This window comes from Bradyrhizobium sp. CCGUVB1N3, assembly GCF_024199925.1.
In the GTDB taxonomy this organism is placed as follows: domain Bacteria; phylum Pseudomonadota; class Alphaproteobacteria; order Rhizobiales; family Xanthobacteraceae; genus Bradyrhizobium.
In genome coordinates this window covers 2,630,783-2,649,104 of sequence record NZ_JANADR010000001.1, presented here as the reverse complement: position 1 = coordinate 2,649,104, position 18,322 = coordinate 2,630,783, and the positions used below count along the sequence as shown (strand labels likewise).

The 18,322-nt window shown below is 64.6% G+C and carries 16 protein-coding genes; 13 read left to right on the top strand and 3 right to left on the bottom strand.

Going from position 1 to position 18,322, the window contains the following annotated elements:
* The first annotated feature begins 91 nt into the window (after nucleotides 1-91).
* The 5 genes from NLM33_RS12550 (at nucleotide 92) to NLM33_RS12530 (ending at nucleotide 4,448) form a co-directional block, all read left to right on the top strand.
* Nucleotides 92-919, top strand: coding sequence for an HD domain-containing protein (locus NLM33_RS12550; RefSeq protein WP_254096351.1), 828 nt, complete (start codon nucleotides 92-94; stop codon nucleotides 917-919).
* Nucleotides 920-930: 11 nt separating this feature from the next.
* Complete coding sequence (locus tag NLM33_RS12545; protein WP_254096350.1) at nucleotides 931-1,824, top strand: alpha/beta fold hydrolase; 894 nt, start codon at nucleotides 931-933, stop codon at nucleotides 1,822-1,824.
* A gap of 95 nt (nucleotides 1,825-1,919) precedes the next feature.
* Nucleotides 1,920-3,443 carry an FAD-dependent oxidoreductase gene (locus tag NLM33_RS12540; RefSeq protein ID WP_254096349.1) on the top strand — a complete coding sequence of 508 codons (1,524 nt, stop codon included), beginning with the start codon at nucleotides 1,920-1,922 and terminating at the stop codon, nucleotides 3,441-3,443.
* Between the two features lie 132 nt (nucleotides 3,444-3,575).
* Complete coding sequence (locus NLM33_RS12535) at nucleotides 3,576-4,151, top strand: HdeD family acid-resistance protein (protein WP_254096348.1); 576 nt, start codon at nucleotides 3,576-3,578, stop codon at nucleotides 4,149-4,151.
* Between the two features lie 72 nt (nucleotides 4,152-4,223).
* Nucleotides 4,224-4,448 carry a hypothetical protein gene (locus NLM33_RS12530; RefSeq protein ID WP_254096347.1) on the top strand — a complete coding sequence of 75 codons (225 nt, stop codon included), beginning with the start codon at nucleotides 4,224-4,226 and terminating at the stop codon, nucleotides 4,446-4,448.
* Between the two features lie 9 nt (nucleotides 4,449-4,457).
* Here NLM33_RS12530 and NLM33_RS12525 read toward each other — a convergent pair whose 3' ends face one another.
* Nucleotides 4,458-6,197: a methyl-accepting chemotaxis protein gene (locus tag NLM33_RS12525; RefSeq protein ID WP_254096346.1), complete on the bottom strand. Its 1,740-nt coding sequence runs from the start codon at nucleotides 6,195-6,197 to the stop codon at nucleotides 4,458-4,460.
* 303 nt (nucleotides 6,198-6,500) lie between these two features.
* Here NLM33_RS12525 and NLM33_RS12520 point away from each other — a divergent pair, with 303 nt between their 5' ends.
* The 4 genes from NLM33_RS12520 (at nucleotide 6,501) to NLM33_RS12505 (ending at nucleotide 13,004) form a co-directional block, all read left to right on the top strand.
* Complete coding sequence (locus NLM33_RS12520; protein ID WP_254105777.1) at nucleotides 6,501-7,883, top strand: ethanolamine ammonia-lyase subunit EutB; 1,383 nt, start codon at nucleotides 6,501-6,503, stop codon at nucleotides 7,881-7,883.
* A gap of 174 nt (nucleotides 7,884-8,057) precedes the next feature.
* On the top strand, nucleotides 8,058-9,644 hold the full coding sequence (locus NLM33_RS12515) for a B12-binding domain-containing radical SAM protein (RefSeq protein WP_254096345.1): 1,587 nt from the start codon (nucleotides 8,058-8,060) through the stop codon (nucleotides 9,642-9,644).
* Between the two features lie 6 nt (nucleotides 9,645-9,650).
* Nucleotides 9,651-10,433, top strand: coding sequence for an ethanolamine ammonia-lyase subunit EutC (gene eutC, locus NLM33_RS12510; protein WP_254096344.1), 783 nt, complete (start codon nucleotides 9,651-9,653; stop codon nucleotides 10,431-10,433).
* Nucleotides 10,434-10,637: 204 nt separating this feature from the next.
* Nucleotides 10,638-13,004: an RND family transporter gene (locus NLM33_RS12505; RefSeq protein ID WP_254096343.1), complete on the top strand. Its 2,367-nt coding sequence runs from the start codon at nucleotides 10,638-10,640 to the stop codon at nucleotides 13,002-13,004.
* Nucleotides 13,005-13,031: 27 nt separating this feature from the next.
* On the opposite strand, the gene NLM33_RS12500 is transcribed toward NLM33_RS12505, so the two are convergent.
* Nucleotides 13,032-13,865 (bottom strand): hypothetical protein, encoded by an 834-nt coding sequence (locus NLM33_RS12500; RefSeq protein ID WP_254096342.1) that lies wholly within the window; start codon nucleotides 13,863-13,865, stop codon nucleotides 13,032-13,034.
* A 71-nt stretch (nucleotides 13,866-13,936) separates the two neighbouring features.
* Entirely contained in the window at nucleotides 13,937-14,434 is a 498-nt protein-coding gene (locus NLM33_RS12495; RefSeq protein ID WP_254096341.1) for a hypothetical protein, read from the bottom strand.
* Between the two features lie 460 nt (nucleotides 14,435-14,894).
* Between NLM33_RS12495 and NLM33_RS12490 the strand changes: the two genes are divergently transcribed.
* From NLM33_RS12490 to hpnE, 4 genes are all read left to right on the top strand, one after another.
* A complete protein-coding gene (locus NLM33_RS12490; protein WP_254096340.1) occupies nucleotides 14,895-15,137 on the top strand; it encodes a hypothetical protein in 243 nt (80 codons plus the stop codon).
* 182 nt (nucleotides 15,138-15,319) lie between these two features.
* Nucleotides 15,320-16,204 (top strand): squalene synthase HpnC, encoded by an 885-nt coding sequence (gene hpnC / locus NLM33_RS12485; RefSeq protein WP_254096339.1) that lies wholly within the window; start codon nucleotides 15,320-15,322, stop codon nucleotides 16,202-16,204.
* Nucleotides 16,194-17,033 carry a presqualene diphosphate synthase HpnD gene (gene hpnD / locus NLM33_RS12480; protein WP_254096338.1) on the top strand — a complete coding sequence of 280 codons (840 nt, stop codon included), beginning with the start codon at nucleotides 16,194-16,196 and terminating at the stop codon, nucleotides 17,031-17,033. The genes hpnC and hpnD overlap by 11 nt, the downstream gene beginning before the upstream one ends.
* Nucleotides 17,033-18,301 (top strand): hydroxysqualene dehydroxylase HpnE, encoded by a 1,269-nt coding sequence (gene hpnE, locus NLM33_RS12475; protein WP_254096337.1) that lies wholly within the window; start codon nucleotides 17,033-17,035, stop codon nucleotides 18,299-18,301. The genes hpnD and hpnE overlap by 1 nt, the downstream gene beginning before the upstream one ends.
* Nucleotides 18,302-18,322 lie beyond the last annotated feature (21 nt).

Sequence of the window (18,322 nt, the reverse complement as noted above, 5' to 3'; positions counted from 1 at the left end):
TGAGACCGAGATAGGCTATGCTGCCCCGGGCGAGGAGAAACGAGGCGTCAGGAGTTGGTGTGGGGACACCACCGACAACGGGGCTGCATCCATGATCACGTTACCGAGACTGGCTGCCGAATCTCTGGAAAAGCTGCTCGGCTCGTTCATGCGCCGCCGCTACGACGAATCCTACGCACGGGTTCTGGAGTCTGCGACCCGCACGGCGATGGAGTGCATCGGCAACAGCGACGCGCTCTATCACAATATCGAACACACCATGCTGGTGACCTTGGCCGCGCACTCGATCCTCAGTGGCCGTCATCTCCACACGCATCTGCCGGCGGAGGATTACATCCACATCCTGATCGCTTGCCTCGCCCACGACATCGGTTATGTGCGCGGCCTGTTCAAGGAAGACGATGAAGATGGCTTTGTCATCGACGAGGCCGGCACCAAGGTTGCGCTGCAGCGCGGCGCATCTGACGCAAGCTTGATGAATTATCACGTTGATCGCTCGAAGCTCTATGTGAGGCAGCGCCTGAAGGGCGTCCCTGGTCTCGACCATGAGCGCATTGCGCGAGCCATTGAAGGCACGCGGTTTCCAGCGCGCGCAGACCAGGAATATGACGAAGACGCCTCGATCCTGCGCGCCGCCGACTTCATCGGCCAACTCGGCGATCCCAATTATCTGCGCAAGGCCAACGCGCTCTACTATGAATTCGAGGAGGTCGGCATCAACCGTCAGCTCGGCTACGACTCGCCCGCCGACGTCGTGCACCGCTATCCGCAATTCTATTGGGACAGCGTCGCCCCGCATATCCAGACCGAGATCGGCTATCTCAACAAGACCGAGATCGGCCGGCAGTGGATCGCCAACCTCTACAGCAATGTATACCGTGCCGAGCGCGACATCACGCTGTCTGGGCCGCAGAAGTAGTACTCGCTAACATGCAACCGAAAACAGTGACCGCCGGCGTCCTCGAAATCGCCTATCTCGAATTCGGCGCGCCGGACGGCTGGCCCTGTATCATGGGCCACGGCTTTCCCTACGACGTCCACGCCTATGCGGAGACCGCGCCGCTGATTGCGCAATCCGGCGCGCGGGTGCTGGTGCCGTGGCTGCGCGGCTATGGCGGGACGCGATTTCTGTCCGACAAGACGTTGCGCTCAGGTGAGCAGGCGGCGCTCGGCGCTGATCTCCTGGCCTTCATGGACGCTCTGAAGATCGAACGTGCGGTGCTCGGCGGTTATGACTGGGGCGGGCGCGCGGCCTGTGTGGTCTCGGTGCTGTGCCCGGAGCGGGTCGTCGGGCTCGTCTCCGGCAATTCGTACAACATCCAGAACATCGCGCGGTCGATGGAGCCGGCTTCGCCACCGGAGGAGGCCGCGCTCTGGTATCAATATCTCTTCCACAACGAGCGTGGCCGCCGCGCGCTCGAGCGCAACCGGCGCGGCTTTGCCCGCCAGCTCTGGTCGATGTGGTCGCCGACCTGGGCGTTCGATGATGCGACATTCGATAGAAGCGCAGCCGCGTTCGACAATCCGGACTTCGTCGACGTCGTGATCCACTCCTACCGGCATCGCTATGCGCTGGTTGAAGGCGATCCCGCCTATGCGGCAATCGAGGCACAGCTTGCCGCGCAGCCGCCGATCCGCGTGCCGACGATCGCGATCGACGGCGATCATGACGGCGTCCTTCGTGGCACCGCCCATCACGCGCGCAAGTTCGAGAGCTTTTTCGAACGGCGCGTGTTCAACGGGGCAGGTCACAATCTGCCGCAGGAGCGGCCCGCCGAATGGGCGCAGGCCGTCCTCGACCTCCGCAGAGCCGCGGAACGCTAGCCGCAGGGTCGCGCTTTTTTCGCAGTCGCGGGAACCTTTTGCTGTTGCAGCCGTCCATCACCTGGAGCCGCGCAAGCAGGCCGGGAGGATGCGCCATGACAGCAGAGAAGAATCCGAGCGGACCCGATCTGAGCAAGGGCGTGAACCTCGCCGATTTCAACGACGGCAAGCTGCTTGGCCATGTCGGTGACGAAGACGTTCTCTTGGTGCAGCTCGGCGCCGAAGTCGTGGCGATCGAACCCGCTTGCACGCACTATCATGGTCCGCTCGCCGAAGGGCTCGTGGTCGACGACACCATCCGCTGTCCCTGGCATCACGCCTGCTTCTCGCTACGCACCGGCGAGGCGGTCGCGGCGCCGGCGCTGAATGCGCTGGCGGTCTGGGAGGTCGAACGCGAGAAGGACAAGATCGTCGTGCGCCGCAAGCGAGAGGCGCCACCGCAGGCCGCGCCGCACCGCTCCGCGCCGACGCCGGACCGGTTCGTCATCGTCGGTGGCGGCGCGGCAGGATTTGCGGCGGCCGAAATGCTCCGCCGCGAAGGATTTGCCGGCAGCATCACCATGCTCAGCAACGACAGTGCCTTGCCGGTCGACCGGCCGAACCTGTCCAAGGACTATCTGGCCGGCAACGCGCCGGAGGATTGGCTGCCGCTCCGGCCCGAGGATTATTACGCAGACGCAGGTGTCGATCTCAGGCTCGACACCTCCGTCGCCGCGCTCGATCCGAAACAACGTCATGTGGCATTGGACAACGGTGACGAGGTGCCGTTCGACCGGCTGCTGCTGGCGACCGGCGCGGAGCCCGTGAAGCTGAAAATTCCAGGCAGTGACCAGCCGCATGTCCACACCCTGCGATCGGTCGCCGACAGCCGCGCCATCATCACGGCGGCCGGCGGCGCCAAACGCGCGCTGGTGATCGGGGCGAGCTTCATTGGCCTCGAGGTCGCCGCCTCCTTACGGGCGCGCAAGCTCGAGGTTCACGTGGTCGCACCGGAGGAGCGGCCGATGGAGCGCATCCTGGGGCGTGAGATGGGCGATTTCGTCCGTGCTCTTCATGAAGAGAACGGCGTCCATTTCCACCTCAGGGACACCGTGGAGAAGCTCGACGGCCGCCGTGCGCACCTGAAAAGTGGCGGCGAGATCGAGGCGGACCTCGTGGTGGTCGGCATCGGCGTCAAGCCGCGCCTCGAGCTGGCCGAGCGGGCTGGGCTTGCGGTCGATCGCGGCGTGACGGTCGATGCTTACCTCGAAACCAGCGCGCCCGGCATCTTTGCCGCCGGCGACATCGCGCGCTGGCCGGATCCGCATTCGCAGGCTAGCATCCGCGTCGAACACTGGGTGGTTGCCGAGCGGCAGGGTCAGACCGCGGCGCGCAACATGCTGGGCCGGCGCGAACGCTACGACGCCGTGCCGTTCTTCTGGAGCCAGCATTATGACGTGCCGATCAACTATGTCGGCCACGCCGAAGGCTGGGATGACATCGAGATCGACGGCAGCGTGTCGGGCAAGGACTGCCTGCTCCGGTACCGGAAAGGCGGCCGCGTGCTGGCGGTCGCTTCAATTTATCGCGATCTCGACAGTCTGAAGGCCGAGCTTGAGATGGAGCGGTCGCGCGCCTGAGGCGTGCCCTGTGTCGGCCTTGACCTGCATCAATAGCGGCGCTGGCGGCGGCTGCTCTTCTGGCTGTTGCCCCCGCTGGGCCCATGCTATCCTGACGTGTGCCGTGGGGGTTCGCTTGTAGGAGTAACCGTCATGACAACTGCTTCGGATATGTCTCACAGCCTAGGCTTGGGCTCCGGCATCGCGGCGTTGCGCCCGAAATGGGGCTGGATCGTCGCGCTCGGCGTCGTCTACCTCATTGCCGGCTTCATTGCGCTCGGTAGCGTGGTGATGGCGACGGTGGCGAGCGTGCTCGTGGTCGGCGCGATGATGATCGTGGCCGGCGTGACCGAGGTCATCGGCGCGTTCCAGATGAAGAGCTGGGGCAAGTTCCTGATCTGGGCGCTGCTCGGCGTGCTCTACGTCATCGCGGGCTTTTTGACCTTCGAGAACCCGCTGTTTGCCGCGGTGCTGTTGACCCTGTTCCTCGGCGCCTCGCTGATCGCTTCCGGCGTCGTCAGGCTGTTTCTCGCCTTCAGCATGAAGCGGGAGAGCCCCTGGATCTGGGTCGCGCTCTCGGCCGTCATCACCTTGTTGCTCGGCCTGTTGATCCTGGCGCGCTGGCCGGTCAACAGCGTCTACATCCTCGGTGTGTTCCTGGGCATCGACCTGATCTTTGCCGGCGCGGGCTGGCTGAGCCTCGGCTTCAGCCTGCGGCGCAGCACCTAAGGCGCGAGCAAAGGTGAGCTTTAAGTCGCGGTTGACCGCGCGATCCTCCGCGCGGCCGAAGGGGAGTGCGTCATGCGTTGGGTCTATCTCGCCATCATCATCCTGTTCGCGGTCGCGATCGTGGTGTTCGCCGCGCAGAATTTCGAGACCGTGACGGTCTCGTTCTTCAGGGTGAACCTCAGCCTGCCGCTCGCGCTGCTCTCCGTCGTCGTCTATCTGCTAGGCGCTGCGACTGGCGGCAGTCTGTTCGCGCTTCTGCGACGTTCCTACAAGGGCTCGTGGCACAGCGTCGGCTGATGCGAAGAGCTAGCCCGCCTTGGCGATGTGGCGCTCAGCGGGTCCCGAGCGCAAATTCTGGAAGAATTTTTCCACTTCGCGCGACAGCGTGTCGGCCGTTGCGGTCAGGCTGCTTGCCGCGGTCAGCACCGAGGTTGCTGCGGTGTCGGTCTCGCCGATGGCGTCGCGCAGCGAGGTGATGTTGGCGACCAGCGTCTCGTTGCCTTGCGCGGCGGACTGAGCGTTGGCGGAGATTTCGCGGGTCGCGGAGTCCTGCTGGCCGATGGCGCCGGCAATCGCCGAGGTGACGTCGTTGATCTCGCGCACGGCGCCGCCGATCTCGCGCACGGCCTCGACCGCATTGCGGGTCGAGGACTGGATCATGCCGACGTTCTCGCTGATCTCCGCGGTCGCCTTCGCCGTCTGCCCCGCGAGCGCCTTGACCTCATGGGCGACGACGGCAAAGCCGCGGCCGGCCTCGCCGGCGCGCGCCGCCTCGATGGTGGCGTTGAGCGCGAGGAGGTTGGTCTGCTCGGCGATCGCCTGGATCAAATTGAGCACGCCGTCGATGCGCTGCGTGGCGGCAGCCAGGCTCTCGATCTCGGAGATCGACTTTTCGGTGCGCTGGCCGGTCTGCTCGACGGCGCTCGCCGATTGCCGCACCTGACGGCCGATCTCCTCGACGGAGGCCGACAGCTCTTCCGCCGCACCCGCCACCGCCGTGACGTTGTGCGAGGCCTGCTCGGTGGCGCTCGCCGCCGTGCCGGCGCGCGTGTTGGCATCTGCCGTGACGCGGGTGATGGTCTGCGCGGTCTCGCGCATGGCGGACGCGTTGTCGGCAAGGCCGCGCATGACCGCGCCGATCGCCTCGCGGAACGCCTCGACCGAGGTCTCGATGTGTCGGGCGCGCTCGTCGCGCGACGCGGAATCCTGCGAGACCTGTGAGGCGAGGTTGCGGTTGCGCTCCATCGCCTCCTGAAAGATCCGGATCGCGCGTGCCAGCGCGCCGATCTCGTCGGCGCGTTCCGTGTGCGGCACCACGACACTCTCTTCGCCGTCGGCGACCTGCTTGATGGTCGCGGTGATCGTCGAGAGCGGACGGGCGATCGAGCGCGCGATGATGACGATGCCGATGACGACGAGCGCCAGCGCCACGCCGCCGAGGCAGGTCAGCACGAAGGAGAGCGTGCGATTGGTCTCGGTCTCCTGAGTAATCTGCTTGGCGCGCTCGGCATAGACCTTCGACAGCGCCTCGAGATCCTTGTTCAGCGCCGAACGGACGCTGCGGTTGGCGTCGTTGTCGCCCCATTCGCGACCTGCCGCGGCGCCGATCTCGTTGGCGCGGCGCACCAGTTCTTTCCGGAAGTCGACGAACTGCTCGATGCGCTTCTTGAAGGTCGCGAACTGCTCGGCGTCGTCGGCCTTGACGATGGTCTCCCAGCGCTTGACCACGTCGAGGATTTGCCCGTTGAACTTCAGAAGGCCCTCGCCGTATTTCTTCACCACGGCCGGGTCGGTCGACATGTAGACGCCGCGGGATTCCATCACCACGGCGTAGACCAGCGAGTTGACGCGCTCGACGTTCAGCGCTGCCGCATTCGCGGTCTCGATCGCGGCGGTCAGCTCGGCGCCGCGGCGGCTGTTGTAGTCGGACAGCACCGCGATCCCCGCGGTCAGCAGCGCGAACAGCGCGAAGATCGAATAGAGCCTGGTTGCGAGCGTGAAACGGCCCGCCAGGTGCGTGGGATTCCCAGTTTGATCAGTTGTCATGGCTCTCAGGGCCCGAATGGCCTTTGCGCGCGGCCGGTAAGCGCGGCCGGTAAAATTGATACAAAACTATGCAGAATGAAGGTGGACGCAGCGTTAACGCTCCAGGGTTGCACCTCAGACCTTGGTCGTAGAAAATATGAGGAATATCAGTCTCTTGATGGGGCTGTCCGTTCGGCACAGCGCCTTCCGGGATCGGCATGCCATGCTGCAAAGATCGACATGCACTAACGCCGCCGGGCTCGTACACCTTGGGGCAAGATGGATCCTGCGTCGGCCTTTGGCCGACTGACGCCGGAGGAGCTTTTGGTCTACCGCCACACCATCGATGCGACGAGCTATGTTTTCGCCGATCTGCGCGACCTCCTGGCCAAGGCGACCCCGCCGCGCTCCGGTGACCGGCTGGCCGGGATCGCGGCCGGCAGCGCCGAAGAGATGATCGCGGCGCGGATGGCGCTCGCCGACGTTCCGCTGAGCCAATTCCTCCAGGAGGCCGTGATCCCGTATGAGGCCGACGAGGTCACGCGCCTCGTCATCGACACCCACGATGCAAAGGCCTTCGCGCCGGTAGCCACGCTCACCGTCGGCGGCTTCCGCGACTGGCTGCTGTCGGACGCCGTGACGAGGGAAGGTTTGCGAAAGCTGTCCGCCGGTATCACGCCGGAGATGGCCGCCGCGGTGTCGAAGCTCATGCGCAACCAGGATCTGATCCTGGCGGCGCGCAAATGTGAGGTGATCACATCGTTCCGCAACACCATCGGCCTAAGGGGGCGGATGAGCACGCGGCTTCAGCCCAACCATCCCTTCGACGACGCCAGGGGCATTACCGCCTCGATCCTCGACGGCATTCTGCTCGGCGCGGGCGATGCCTGCATCGGCATCAACCCGGCGAGCGACGACCCCACGACCATCGGCCAGTTGCTGCGGCTGCTGGACGAGATCATCGCGCGGCTGAACATCCCGACCCAGGGCTGCGTGCTCACCCATGTGACGACGACGCTGTCGCTGATCGGGCAGGGCGTGCCGGTCGACCTGGTGTTTCAGTCGGTCGCCGGGACTGAGGCCGCCAATCGCAGCTTCGGCATCGATCTCGCTTTGCTCCGGGAAGCGAACGAGGCAGGGCTGTCGATGAGGCGCGGCACGGTCGGGCAGAACGTGATGTATTTCGAGACCGGCCAGGGCTCGGCGTTGTCGGCCAACGCCCATCACGGCGTCGATCAGCAGACCTGCGAGGCGCGGGCCTATGCGGTCGCGCGCGCGTATCAGCCCCTGCTGGTCAACAGCGTGGTCGGCTTCATCGGTCCGGAATATCTCTATGACGGCAAGGAGATCATCCGGGCAGGGCTCGAGGATCATTTCTGCGGCAAGCTGCTCGGCCTGCCGCTCGGGGTCGACATCTGCTACACTAACCATGCCGAAGCCGACCAGGACGACATGGACAATCTCCTGACGCTGCTCGCCGCCGCCGGCGTCACCTTCATCATGGGGGTGCCGGGCGCCGACGACGTCATGCTGAACTATCAGTCGACCTCCTTCCATGACGCGCTCTATGTCCGCGACGTTTTCGGCCTGCACCGCGCGCCGGAGTTCGACGACTGGCTGACGAAGAGCGGGATTGCGGGTGCCGATTTCCGACTTGCTCGCGATGCGGGGCTGCTACCCGATTTTGCCTCGCGGTTGATCGCCTGAAGCCGGGGGGAATTTCGAATAATCCCCGACAATCAGCGTGAACCGGGGAAACCATTGCTGCGTCTCATGAATTAGGCCCATGCCACAATATTGAGGAAATTCGGGCCCAGCGTTACGTTATGTGTCTTGATGTCTATTCTGCACGGTTTGTAGGAAGTCGTTGGGGGAAGTTCGATGCGCGCTGAAAGCAACGGAACGGTCCGGCACATTCTCTGCGTCTTTCCGCGTTACACATCGTCTTTCGGCACCTTCGAGCACGCCTATCCCCTGACCGACGGCGTCAAGGCCTTCATGCCGCCGCAGGGGCTGCTCCTGATCTCCGCCTATCTGCCCAGGGAATGGCAGGTGAAGTTCGTCGACGAGAACCTCCGTCCGACGACGAAGGAGGAGTTCGACTGGGCGGAGGCGGTCTTCGTCAGCGGCATGCACATCCAGCGCCAGCAGATGAACGACATCTGCCGCCGCGCCCATGAGCACGATCTGCCGGTCGCGCTCGGCGGCCCCTCGGTCAGCGCCTGCCCGGATTACTATCCGTCCTTCGACTATCTCCATGTCGGCGAACTCGGTGACGCCACCAATGAGCTGATCGCGATGTTATCGCGCGACACCGCGCGCCCGGCGCAGCAGGTGGTGCTGACGACCAACGACCGCGTCCCGATGACGGAGTTTCCGATCCCCGCCTACGAGCTTGCGGAGGTGAAGAAGTATTTCCTCGGCAGCATCCAGTATTCCAGCGGCTGTCCCTATCAGTGCGAGTTCTGCGACATCCCCGGCCTCTACGGCCGCAACCCGCGCATCAAGTCGCCGCAGCAGATCATCGCCGAGCTCGACCGCCTGCGGGAATGCGGCATGACCGACACGGTCTATTTCGTCGACGACAATTTCATCGGCAACCGCAAGGCGGCGATGGACCTGTTGCCGCATCTGATCGAGTGGCAGAAAAAGACCGGCTATGTGATGCGGCTTGCCTGCGAGGCAACGCTCAACATCGCCAAGCGCCCCGAGATCCTCGAGAAGATGCGCGAGGCCTATTTCATCACCATCTTCTGCGGCATCGAGACGCCCGATCCCGACGCGCTGCATGCGATGCAGAAGGACCACAACATGATGGTCCCGATCCTGGAGGGCGTGCGCACCATCAACTCCTATGGCATGGAGGTCGTCTCGGGCATCATCATGGGGCTCGACACCGACAAGCCGAACACGTCGGATGCACTGCTTTCCTTCGTCGAGGAATCCCGCATCCCGCTGCTCACCATCAATTTGCTCCAGGCGCTGCCGAAGACGCCGCTGTGGGACCGGCTCGCGCGCGAGGGCCGTTTGATCAACGACGAAGGCCGCGATTCCAACGTCAACTTCCTCTTGCCCTATGACGATGTCGTGGCGTCCTGGAAATTCTGCATGGAGCGGGCCTACGCGCCCGAGAAGGTCTATGCGCGCTATCAGCACCAGTGCGACTACACCTATGCCAACCGTCTCAAGGTGCCGGTGCCTGCGGAGATGAAGACCTGGCCCAACATCAGGCGCGGTCTCGTCATGCTGCGCAACATCTTCTGGAAGGTCGGCGTGCTCGGCGACTATAGACGTGTGTTCTGGAAGTTCGCGCTGGGCCGGATCAGGCGTGGCGATCTCGAAGGCCTGATCGGCTGCGCCATGATCGCACATCATCTCATCACCTTCGCGCGCGCGGCATCGAGCGGCCAGCAGAACGCGTCGAACTACTCGCTGCGGCTGCGCGAGGCGTCCGTTCCCGCCGAATGATGCGACATGTCTAGCCCACCCGACCCGAGTCGCCCGACCCTGGACCTGCGGACGCTGACACCGGCGCGCGTCGCGCTCGGGCGCAGCGGGGCGAGTCTGCCGACCAAGCCGCTGCTCGACTTCACGCTCGATCACGCGCGCGCCCGCGACGCCGTGCATGCCGTCTTCGATTCCGAGCGGATGATCGCCGGGCTTGGCGAGTTCGGTGTTCCGGTCATTGCGACGAGGAGCCGCGCCGCCGATCGCGGCGCCTATCTGCGGCGGCCGGACCTTGGACGCCAGCTCGAGCCGGCTTGCGCCGAGCATCTGGCGGCGTGCGCCGCGGACCCCGGCCGGGTTGCGATCGTCATTGGCGACGGATTGTCGCCGACGGCGGTGCATGCGCATGCGGTCGGGTTGCTGCGCGCGCTGCTGAAGCGCCTTGCCGAACCGGCGCCTGTCGCAATCGGCCATATCGTTGTCGCCTCAGGCGCCCGTGTTGCTTTGGGCGACGAGATCGGCGCCATCCTGGGGGCGGGCATGGTCGTGACGCTGATCGGCGAGCGGCCGGGACTGTCGACCCCGGACAGCCTCGGGGCTTACCTGACCTTTGCGCCAAGACCCGGCCGTACCGATGCCGAGCGAAACTGCGTCTCCAACATCCATCGGGCTGGGCTCAGCTATGGCGAGGCGGCCTTCAAGATCGCCTGGCTGGTCCGGGCCAGCTTGTCGCGGGGCGTCACCGGTGTGGCGCTGAAGGACGAGAGCGGCGATTCCCCGGCGCGAATCGGCGCAGCGCTGCCGGAATGAGCCATCAAGGGCCGAAATTGCCGTATCTTGATCGATTTTGTTGCCCAGCGCGTGCTTGCGAGGGGGCGTGCCGACCTGCTAAACCCTCGCGGCAATTTCCCGCGCATTTTCAAAGGGCAAGCCTCCCATCTGTATGGCGTTTTCAAGCCGATATGCGGGGCGCATAAGCTCATCAACTGAGCCGATTTAGGAACTGGACAAGGCATGCTCGAAAAGCACAGCGAGAGTGAGGTTCATGTCGACAAGGTCGAGCAGGGACCTTCGTCCTCCATCGCTTTTGGACTCGAACGCATCGGACTGGTCGCCGTCCGCGCGCCGATCCTCTCCTGCCTCATCCTGATCGCGCTGATCGTCGGTGCCGTCTTCGGCATCGAGCGGATCAAGATCGACGATTCGCTGTCGCAGCTGTTCCGCTCCAACAGCAAGGAATTCCATCAGTATGAAGAGGTGACGAAGAAGTTCCCGGCTGAGGAGTTCGACGTCCTCGTCGTGATCGAAGGCAAGACCCTGCTGGCGCGCAACAACTTGATGAAGCTGCGCGACTTCATCACCGACATGCAGCTCGTCGAAGGCACGCGCGGCCTCGTCTCGCTGTTCTCCGCCCGCCAGGCGCCGGCGCCTGGCAAGCTGCCGGCTGCGCTGTTCCCGGCTGAATTGCCCGAGGGCGCCGCCTACGACAAGTTCATCGAAACCGTCAAAACGAACGAGATCATCCGCGGCAAGCTGTTGTCGGAGGACGGCACGCTCGCACTGGTCGTGCTCTCGCTGGACCCGGAGGTGGTCGCCTCCAGCAAGCTCGGCAAGGTCGTCGGCGACATCCGCGCGCTGATGAAGGAGGATCTCGGCGACACCGGGCTCAGTGTGCAGCTCTCCGGCGTGCCGGTGATGCAGCTCGAGATCCGCAATGCGGTCGAGCGCGACGGCCTGACCTACAACATCCTCGGCATTCTCGCCGGCTGCATCATTGCCATCATCTTCTTCCGCAAGATCTCCTTCATGGTGGTGGCGGCGTTCCCGCCGATGATCGCGATCCTGCTGGCGCTCGGCGCGCTCGGCTGGGCCAATTTCAATCTCAACATGTTCCTGAACGTGATGACGCCGCTCATCATGGTCATCAGCTTCTCGGACTCGATGCAGCTCACCTTCGCCGCGCGAGACCGGCTGATCGCGGGCCAGGACAAGTTCACCGCGTTCAAGAACGCGGTGCTGGTGGTGGGACCTGCCTGCGTGCTGACGCACGGCACCGCCGGCATCTCCTTCATCGCGCTGCAATTCTCCGACTCCGACCTGATTCGCAAGTTCGGCGAGGCAGGGCTCGCCGCCACCATCATCGCGCTGGTTACGGTGTTGTCGCTGGTGCCGGTGTTCGGCGTCCTGTTCGTGCGCAACGAGAAGGTCTTTGCGGTCAAGTTCCAGAGCGCGGATGCCGGTGTGCAGGCGCTGCGCAATTTCTGCTACTGGATCGCGGTGCGCATGGTGGGTCGGCCCGGTCTGTTCAGCCTGATCGCGCTGCTGTTCGTGGCGAGCCTCGGCGTCATCTACGCCAACCTCCAGCCGCGCTACCGCCTTGCCGACCAGGTGCCGGACAAGCGCCAGGCGGTCGCCGCCAGCAACCGGCTCGACGCCAAGCTGACCGGCGCCAATCCCGTCAACGTCCTGATCACGCTCCCCAAGGGGGAGACGCTCTATTCGCCGGAGACCCTGCAAACGATCGCGGACGTGCACGCGACCGTGGAGAAGGCGGCCGGCGTCGGCAACGTCTGGTCGCTGGAGACGCTGCGCAGGTGGCTGGCGGAAAAGGCCGGCAGCGCGGATGTCGCGACCCTGAAGGAATACGTGAACGTCATCCCCGAGCATCTGGTGCGACGGTTCATCGACGCCGAACAGGACGCGGTCGTGGTCGCAGGCCGCGTGCCGGACAAGGATTCCAGCCAGCTCCTGCCTATCGTCGACAAGCTCGACAGCGAGCTCGACGCGGTACGCCAGAAACATCCCGGCTACGAGGTCGCGGTGACCGGCCTTGCGGCGATTGCCGCGCGCAACTCGGCCAGCATGATCGAGAAGCTGAACCGCGGCCTTACGGTCGAGTTCGCGCTGGTCGCGATCTTCATTGGCCTCGCCTTCCGCTCCTGGGTGGTGATGTTCGCCTGCATCCTGCCGGGCATTTTCCCGGTGGTGATGTCGGGAACGGTGCTGTGGGCGATGGGTGAGGGGCTGCAATTCGCCAGCGTCGTGGCGCTCACCGTCTCGTTCGGCCTCGGCCTCTCCGCGACCATCCACTTCCTCAATCGCCTCAGGCTGGAGAGCAAGCCGGGCGTCTCCTCGGCGCTCGCGGTCGAGCGCGCTACCGTGCTGGTCGGCCCCGCGCTGATCCTGACCACGGTGGTGCTCGCCTGCGGCCTCGTCGTGACCGTGTTCTCCGACCTGCCGTCGCTCAGGCTATTCGGCTGGCTCAGCGCCTTCTCGATGGTCGCAGCGCTGGTTGCCGACCTCTTCATCCTGCGCCCGACGGCGATGTGGCTGATCAACCTGCACGGGAAGCTGCAAGGGGCTGACAAGCGGGCGATCTGAGCGAGAGCGGCTCGCGCCGCGCCTCGCTCACGCCTCGATACGGACGATCCCGTACGGATTGAACTTGAAGTCGTCCTCGCGGTACTGCGTCTCGTGTGAGAGCGTGAGCTTGCGCGCCTTGAGCGTCGCCTCGAGGCCGCGCTCGGCCATCTCGTTGGCGATCTCTTCCATGAGGTTCACTGCGTCCTGATCGCTACCGCGGGATCTTGCAACGTAGACCTCGGGCAGGCCGACGAGGTGATAGCCGACGCTTTCGTTGTAGCGCTCGCCACCGAGCGGGCGCTTGGCAAAGGCGAGACGGCACGCTTTGGCCAAAGCGAGAGTCACGGCAAGACCCTGTCCGGTTGTTGCGCCCTTGCGTGCCTGATCAGCCAGGTCTCGCCAACGTTCGAGGCCATGCGCGACCCCCGCGCTCTCGCCTTTCACGGCCGTTGCGCCCGCTTTGATCATCGCCTCGACGATGCGCAGGGCCGCCGCCGAATACGGAACCGTCTTCTGCTGATCCATCCGAGGACTCAGCACGTAGAGCACCGACTTGTGGTTGACCACGGCCTGCTCGTCTGCTGCCGACCACGCTAGCGGAAATACGCGATCCCAGCACACCGAGAACGACCGCGGCATGTGCGGGTCGGGCTTTGCTTGCGAATAGGTGCGGTCGATCTCGAAGCCGAAATCCTCGATCGTCTTGACGACGTCCTTCGGCGGATGCAGCAGGCTTTCGTCCTTGCCGAGAAAGCAAAGCACGTGACGCGGCTTGACGGCGGGCTTTTGCATCTCTGTCACCGGCGCGTCACCTGCCCATGCCGCATGCGGGGCGAGAAGGCCGACGGCCTTGAGCAGGGTTCTGCGAACAGGGTCCATGTCATGAAAAACCCCCGGCTCGCGAGAACCGGGGGCCATGTTGTCTGCTCATCGAGTGAAGGCGAAGCGCGTCAGCTCTTCACCATGGTGATGTTGACGCCGCGGATCTCGCCCTTGGAGCTGATCTGCACCGTCTGCTTGTTGCCGTTGGTGCGCAGCGTCAAATTGGCGGCAAAACCGTTGGCCTCGACGAACACGTCGATCTGGCCGCCGCCGGCGGTGCCCTGCAAATTGCCGAAGATGTTGCGGCTCGCCTCGCTCCAATTGCCGGAGATGCGGTCGCCCTGGCTCGTCACTTCGCTGGTGAGGTCGAACTTGTAGCTGTCGCTGGCGCAGTGCAGCGCCTGCTTCAGGCCGAGACCGCTGGCCGCGACCTTGTAGTCCGCCTTGCAGCGGATGCGCTCGGTAGACCCGTCGGACAACGACACCGTTCCGGTGCCCGCCCAGGCGCCGTCAAAGCCAGCAAAGGGTCCGGACGACTGAGCGTGGCTCGCCGAAACCGAGAAGAGCAGCGCGGCGCCAATGCCCGCCGCCTTGATCGCCAGTCCAGACCGTCCAAAGAATTTCATGTTCGAATATCCCGTTTTCTGAATGACGTTCGCTCCTAATAGAACGTCTCGCCGCATCGAAGGTTTAGTGTCCCCATACGCTTGCAGGTTCAAACCATAGACTTGCGAGGTGTCAGGACGGCGAACGATTGCGGCCGTGTTCGACGTTCCCCGCACGGGTTTCAGCTGTGCCTTTTCGATGACGTACGCAAGGGCTTGCGATGCATGTCTGCAACAGGTCCATGGCAAAACACCGGCTGCCTAAATAATCTCATAGTATCAATCTCTTACATCTGCCAATGAATGCCGTGCGAAGGCGCGATCTGGTGGATTTGGTGCCAATTTGGCCGCATTTACCAGTGCTTGTGCTGTCTCCACTGCTGCGCGCTCCGCGGCAACGCCATCAGAACAATCCGTTCCGGTCGTCCGCCCTGTGCTGTCCGGGAACGGAGAGATTCTGCCGTCAGAATGAAGGACTACAATGCGTAAATTTCTCCTCGCTCTCACCCTGCTGTCGGCATCCCTTTCGACCGCGGCGCTCGCCCAGCAGCCCCAGCAGGGGCGCGGCACGGCCGAAGAGCAGAAGGCCTGCACGCGCGATGTGCAGAAGTTCTGCCGTCCGGTCATCGATCAGGGCGATTTCACGATTCTGGCCTGCCTGAAGGAGAACCGGGCCAAGATCTCGCAGGCTTGCGATCAGGTCCTGAAGACCCACAACCAGTAAGCTTTCGCGTGGCCCGTGAAGCTTTCACGGGCCCGCCTTTGCGGCGGTCTCGAATCGTGGGGCAGGGGACCCGCAAGACAGGTTGGTTTTGCGGGCATATTCCCCTATATGGGGGCCGCGACGGCTCGGCCGGGCGCGCCGAAAAAAGCCTTCCTGTTCAGACGATTGTTAACCAGTCCCCGATGACCTCTGCGAGCGAATTGCGATCCGGCAAGGGTGACCGCGACGAGAATTTTCCCGTCGCGTCGTGGATCATTCATCCGCGTCACCGCGCGCTGATCCTCGCCTTCTACAATTTCGTCCGCACGGCCGACGACATCGCCGACCATGCGACGTTGCCGGCTGAGGAGAAGCTCGCCTATCTCGACCTGCTCGAGGCCGAGCTCGACGGCAAGGGCGACTCGCAGGCCGAGGCCGTCATTCTCCGCCGTGCGTTGGCCGAGCGCGGCATGTCGCCACGCCATGCGCTGGACGTGCTGATCGCGTTCCGCATGGATGTGACGAAGCTGCGCTACGAGACCTGGGACGAGGTCATCCACTATTGCCGCTACTCGGCGATGCCGGTCGGCCGCTTCATGCTCGACGTGCACGGCGAGGCGACCTCGACCTGGGTTGCTTCGGATGCGCTCTGCGCCGCCTTGCAGATCAACAATCACCTCCAGGATTGCGGCAAGGATTATCGCGCGCTCAACCGCGTCTACCTGCCGTGCGATGCGCTGGCCGCAAGCGGCGCCTCGGTCGAACAGCTCGGTGGCGATCATTCGCCGCCGCAGATGCTGGCCTGCCTCCAGGCGCTCGCCGCGCGCAACGAAGAGCTCCTGAACGAGAGCAAGTTGCTTTCCGCCGAGGTGCGGGACTTCCGTCTGGGCGTCGATATCTCGGTGATCCAGGCCTATGCCGACCGCATCGTGCGCCTGCTCAAGGTGCGCGATCCCCTGCGCGAGCGCGTGCATCTGAACAAGCTCGAGCTCCTCACCTTCAGTCTCGCCGGCATCGCCGGTGAAATCGGCCGTCGCGCCTTCGGACGCAGGCCAATCTCCAATCCGGGGCCGGCCCATGACGCTTGAGGCGACCTCGCCCGGCGCCAATTATGGCTCGACCGCATCCGGCAGCTCGTTCTACGCCGCGATGCGCATCCTGCCGCGCGACCAGCGCGAGGCGATGTTCCAGATCTACAGCTTCTGCCGCCAGGTCGACGACATCGCCGATTCCGACGGCCCACGCGATGAGCGCCTCGCCGCGCTTCAGGAATGGCGCAACGACATCGATGCGCTCTATCAGGGTCATCCGCCGGCGCGGCTCGCCGACTACGTCGCTTCCGTGAAGACCTTCGGGCTGAAGCGCGAGGATTTCCTCGCCATCGTCGATGGCATGGAGATGGACGTGCCGCAGGACATCCGCGCGCCCGACATGGCAATCCTCGATCTCTACTGCGATCGCGTCGCGAGTGCCGTGGGACGCCTGTCGGTACGGGTATTCGGCATGCCGGAAGAGGACGGCATCCTGCTCGCCCATCATCTCGGCCGCGCGCTCCAGCTCACCAACATCCTGCGCGACATCGACGAGGACGCAGGCCTCGGCCGGCTCTATCTGCCGCGCGAAGGCCTGCTGCATTCCGGGATCACCTCCAACGACCCGCAGCGCGTGATTGCCGAGCGCGCGCTGCCGAAGGTCTGCCTGCCGCTCGCCCAGCGTGCGAAGGCGCATTTCGAGAAGTCGGACGAGATCATGGCGCGCAACAGGCGCCGCGCGGTGCGCGCGCCGCGGATCATGTCGAAATATTATCACGCCATTCTGGACCTCTTGCTCGAACGCGGCTTTGCCGCGCCCCGCACGCCGGTGCGTGTGTCAAAGCTCACACGTATCGCCATCCTTCTCCGCTACGCAATTTTCTGATGTCAAAGACAGCTCACATCATCGGTGCCGGAATTTCCGGCCTCTCTGCCGCCGTGCGGCTCGCTAATGCCGGCTTCAAGGTCGCCGTGCACGAGGCGACGCAGCAGGCCGGCGGCCGCTGCCGCTCCTATTTCGACGGCGCGACCAATCTCGTCATCGATAACGGCAACCATCTGTTGTTGTCGGGCAACCGCCACGCGCTGGCCTATGCGCGCTCGATCGGCACCGAAGCGGGGCTGGTGGGCCCGGCGCGCGCGCAGTTTCCCTTCGTTGATCTGAAGACCGGGCAGCGCTGGCAGCTCGATCTTGGCGACAGCCGCCTGCCGGGCTGGGTGTTCGACGAGAGCCGTCGCGTCCCCGACACGGGACTGACCGACTATCTCAAGCTCGCGCCGCTGATCTGGGCGTCGGAGGAGACGTTGGTCGGCAAGTCGATTCCCTGCGAGGGCGTGCTGTATCAGCGCCTGGTGCAGCCGCTGTTGCTCGCGGCGCTCAACGTCGATCCGCCCGAGGGCTCGGCGGGGCTTGCCGGCGCGATCGTGCGCGAGACGCTGCTCGCCGGTGGCCAGGCCTGCCGCCCGCTGATTGCGCGCGACGGCCTGAGCGCCGTGCTGATCGAGCCCGCGGTGAAGTTCCTGGCCGAGCGCGGCCACTCGGTGCAGCTCGGCCATGAGTTGCGCTCGTACGCGACCACGGACGGCAAGGTCAGCGCGCTCAATTTCGGCGGCGAGGATGTGGTCGCGATCGGGCCCGACGATGTGATCGTGATGGCGGTGCCGCCGCGCGCCGCCGCCTCGTTGCTGCCGGGTGTGAAAACGCCGACACAATTCCGCGCCATCGTGAATGCGCATTTCCGCTTTGAGCCTCCGCCGGGCTCGGCCCCCATCCTCGGCGTGATTGGTGGTGTCGTGGAATGGTTGTTCGCGTTCCCGAACCGGCTGTCCGTCACCATCAGCAATGGCGACCGGCTGGTCGAGATGCCGCGCGAAGAACTTGCGCAGACGATCTGGAACGACGTCTGCAAGGCGGGCGGCGTTGCCGGCGAGCTGCCACCCGAATTGCCCCCTTGGCAGATCGTGCGCGAGCGCCGCGCCACCTTTGCCGCCACGCCCGAGCAGAATTCCTTGCGTCCCGGGCCGGTCACCGCGCTGAAAAACCTGTTTCTTGCCGGCGACTGGACTGCTACGGGATTGCCAGCAACCATTGAGGGATCGGTCCGGTCCGGCGATCGCGCCGCCGATTTGGTCCTGGCCGCACAGCGGACCTGACGGGCTTTGGTCCCGGTCAAA

What these genes read in the sequence shown, in the direction of transcription:
- NLM33_RS12550 (WP_254096351.1), top strand. Translation starts at nt 92, where the DNA reads ATGATCACGTTACCGAGACTGGCTGCCGAATCTCTGGAAAAGCTGCTC.
- NLM33_RS12545 (WP_254096350.1), top strand. Translation starts at nt 931, where the DNA reads ATGCAACCGAAAACAGTGACCGCCGGCGTCCTCGAAATCGCCTATCTC.
- NLM33_RS12540 (WP_254096349.1), top strand. Translation starts at nt 1,920, where the DNA reads ATGACAGCAGAGAAGAATCCGAGCGGACCCGATCTGAGCAAGGGCGTG.
- NLM33_RS12535 (WP_254096348.1), top strand. Translation starts at nt 3,576, where the DNA reads ATGACAACTGCTTCGGATATGTCTCACAGCCTAGGCTTGGGCTCCGGC.
- NLM33_RS12530 (WP_254096347.1), top strand. Translation starts at nt 4,224, where the DNA reads ATGCGTTGGGTCTATCTCGCCATCATCATCCTGTTCGCGGTCGCGATC.
- NLM33_RS12525 (WP_254096346.1), bottom strand. Translation starts at nt 6,197, where the DNA reads ATGACAACTGATCAAACTGGGAATCCCACGCACCTGGCGGGCCGTTTC.
- NLM33_RS12515 (WP_254096345.1), top strand. Translation starts at nt 8,058, where the DNA reads ATGCGCGCTGAAAGCAACGGAACGGTCCGGCACATTCTCTGCGTCTTT.
- eutC (WP_254096344.1), top strand. Translation starts at nt 9,651, where the DNA reads ATGTCTAGCCCACCCGACCCGAGTCGCCCGACCCTGGACCTGCGGACG.
- NLM33_RS12505 (WP_254096343.1), top strand. Translation starts at nt 10,638, where the DNA reads ATGCTCGAAAAGCACAGCGAGAGTGAGGTTCATGTCGACAAGGTCGAG.
- NLM33_RS12500 (WP_254096342.1), bottom strand. Translation starts at nt 13,865, where the DNA reads ATGGACCCTGTTCGCAGAACCCTGCTCAAGGCCGTCGGCCTTCTCGCC.
- NLM33_RS12495 (WP_254096341.1), bottom strand. Translation starts at nt 14,434, where the DNA reads ATGAAATTCTTTGGACGGTCTGGACTGGCGATCAAGGCGGCGGGCATT.
- NLM33_RS12490 (WP_254096340.1), top strand. Translation starts at nt 14,895, where the DNA reads ATGCGTAAATTTCTCCTCGCTCTCACCCTGCTGTCGGCATCCCTTTCG.
- hpnC (WP_254096339.1), top strand. Translation starts at nt 15,320, where the DNA reads ATGACCTCTGCGAGCGAATTGCGATCCGGCAAGGGTGACCGCGACGAG.
- hpnD (WP_254096338.1), top strand. Translation starts at nt 16,194, where the DNA reads ATGACGCTTGAGGCGACCTCGCCCGGCGCCAATTATGGCTCGACCGCA.
- hpnE (WP_254096337.1), top strand. Translation starts at nt 17,033, where the DNA reads ATGTCAAAGACAGCTCACATCATCGGTGCCGGAATTTCCGGCCTCTCT.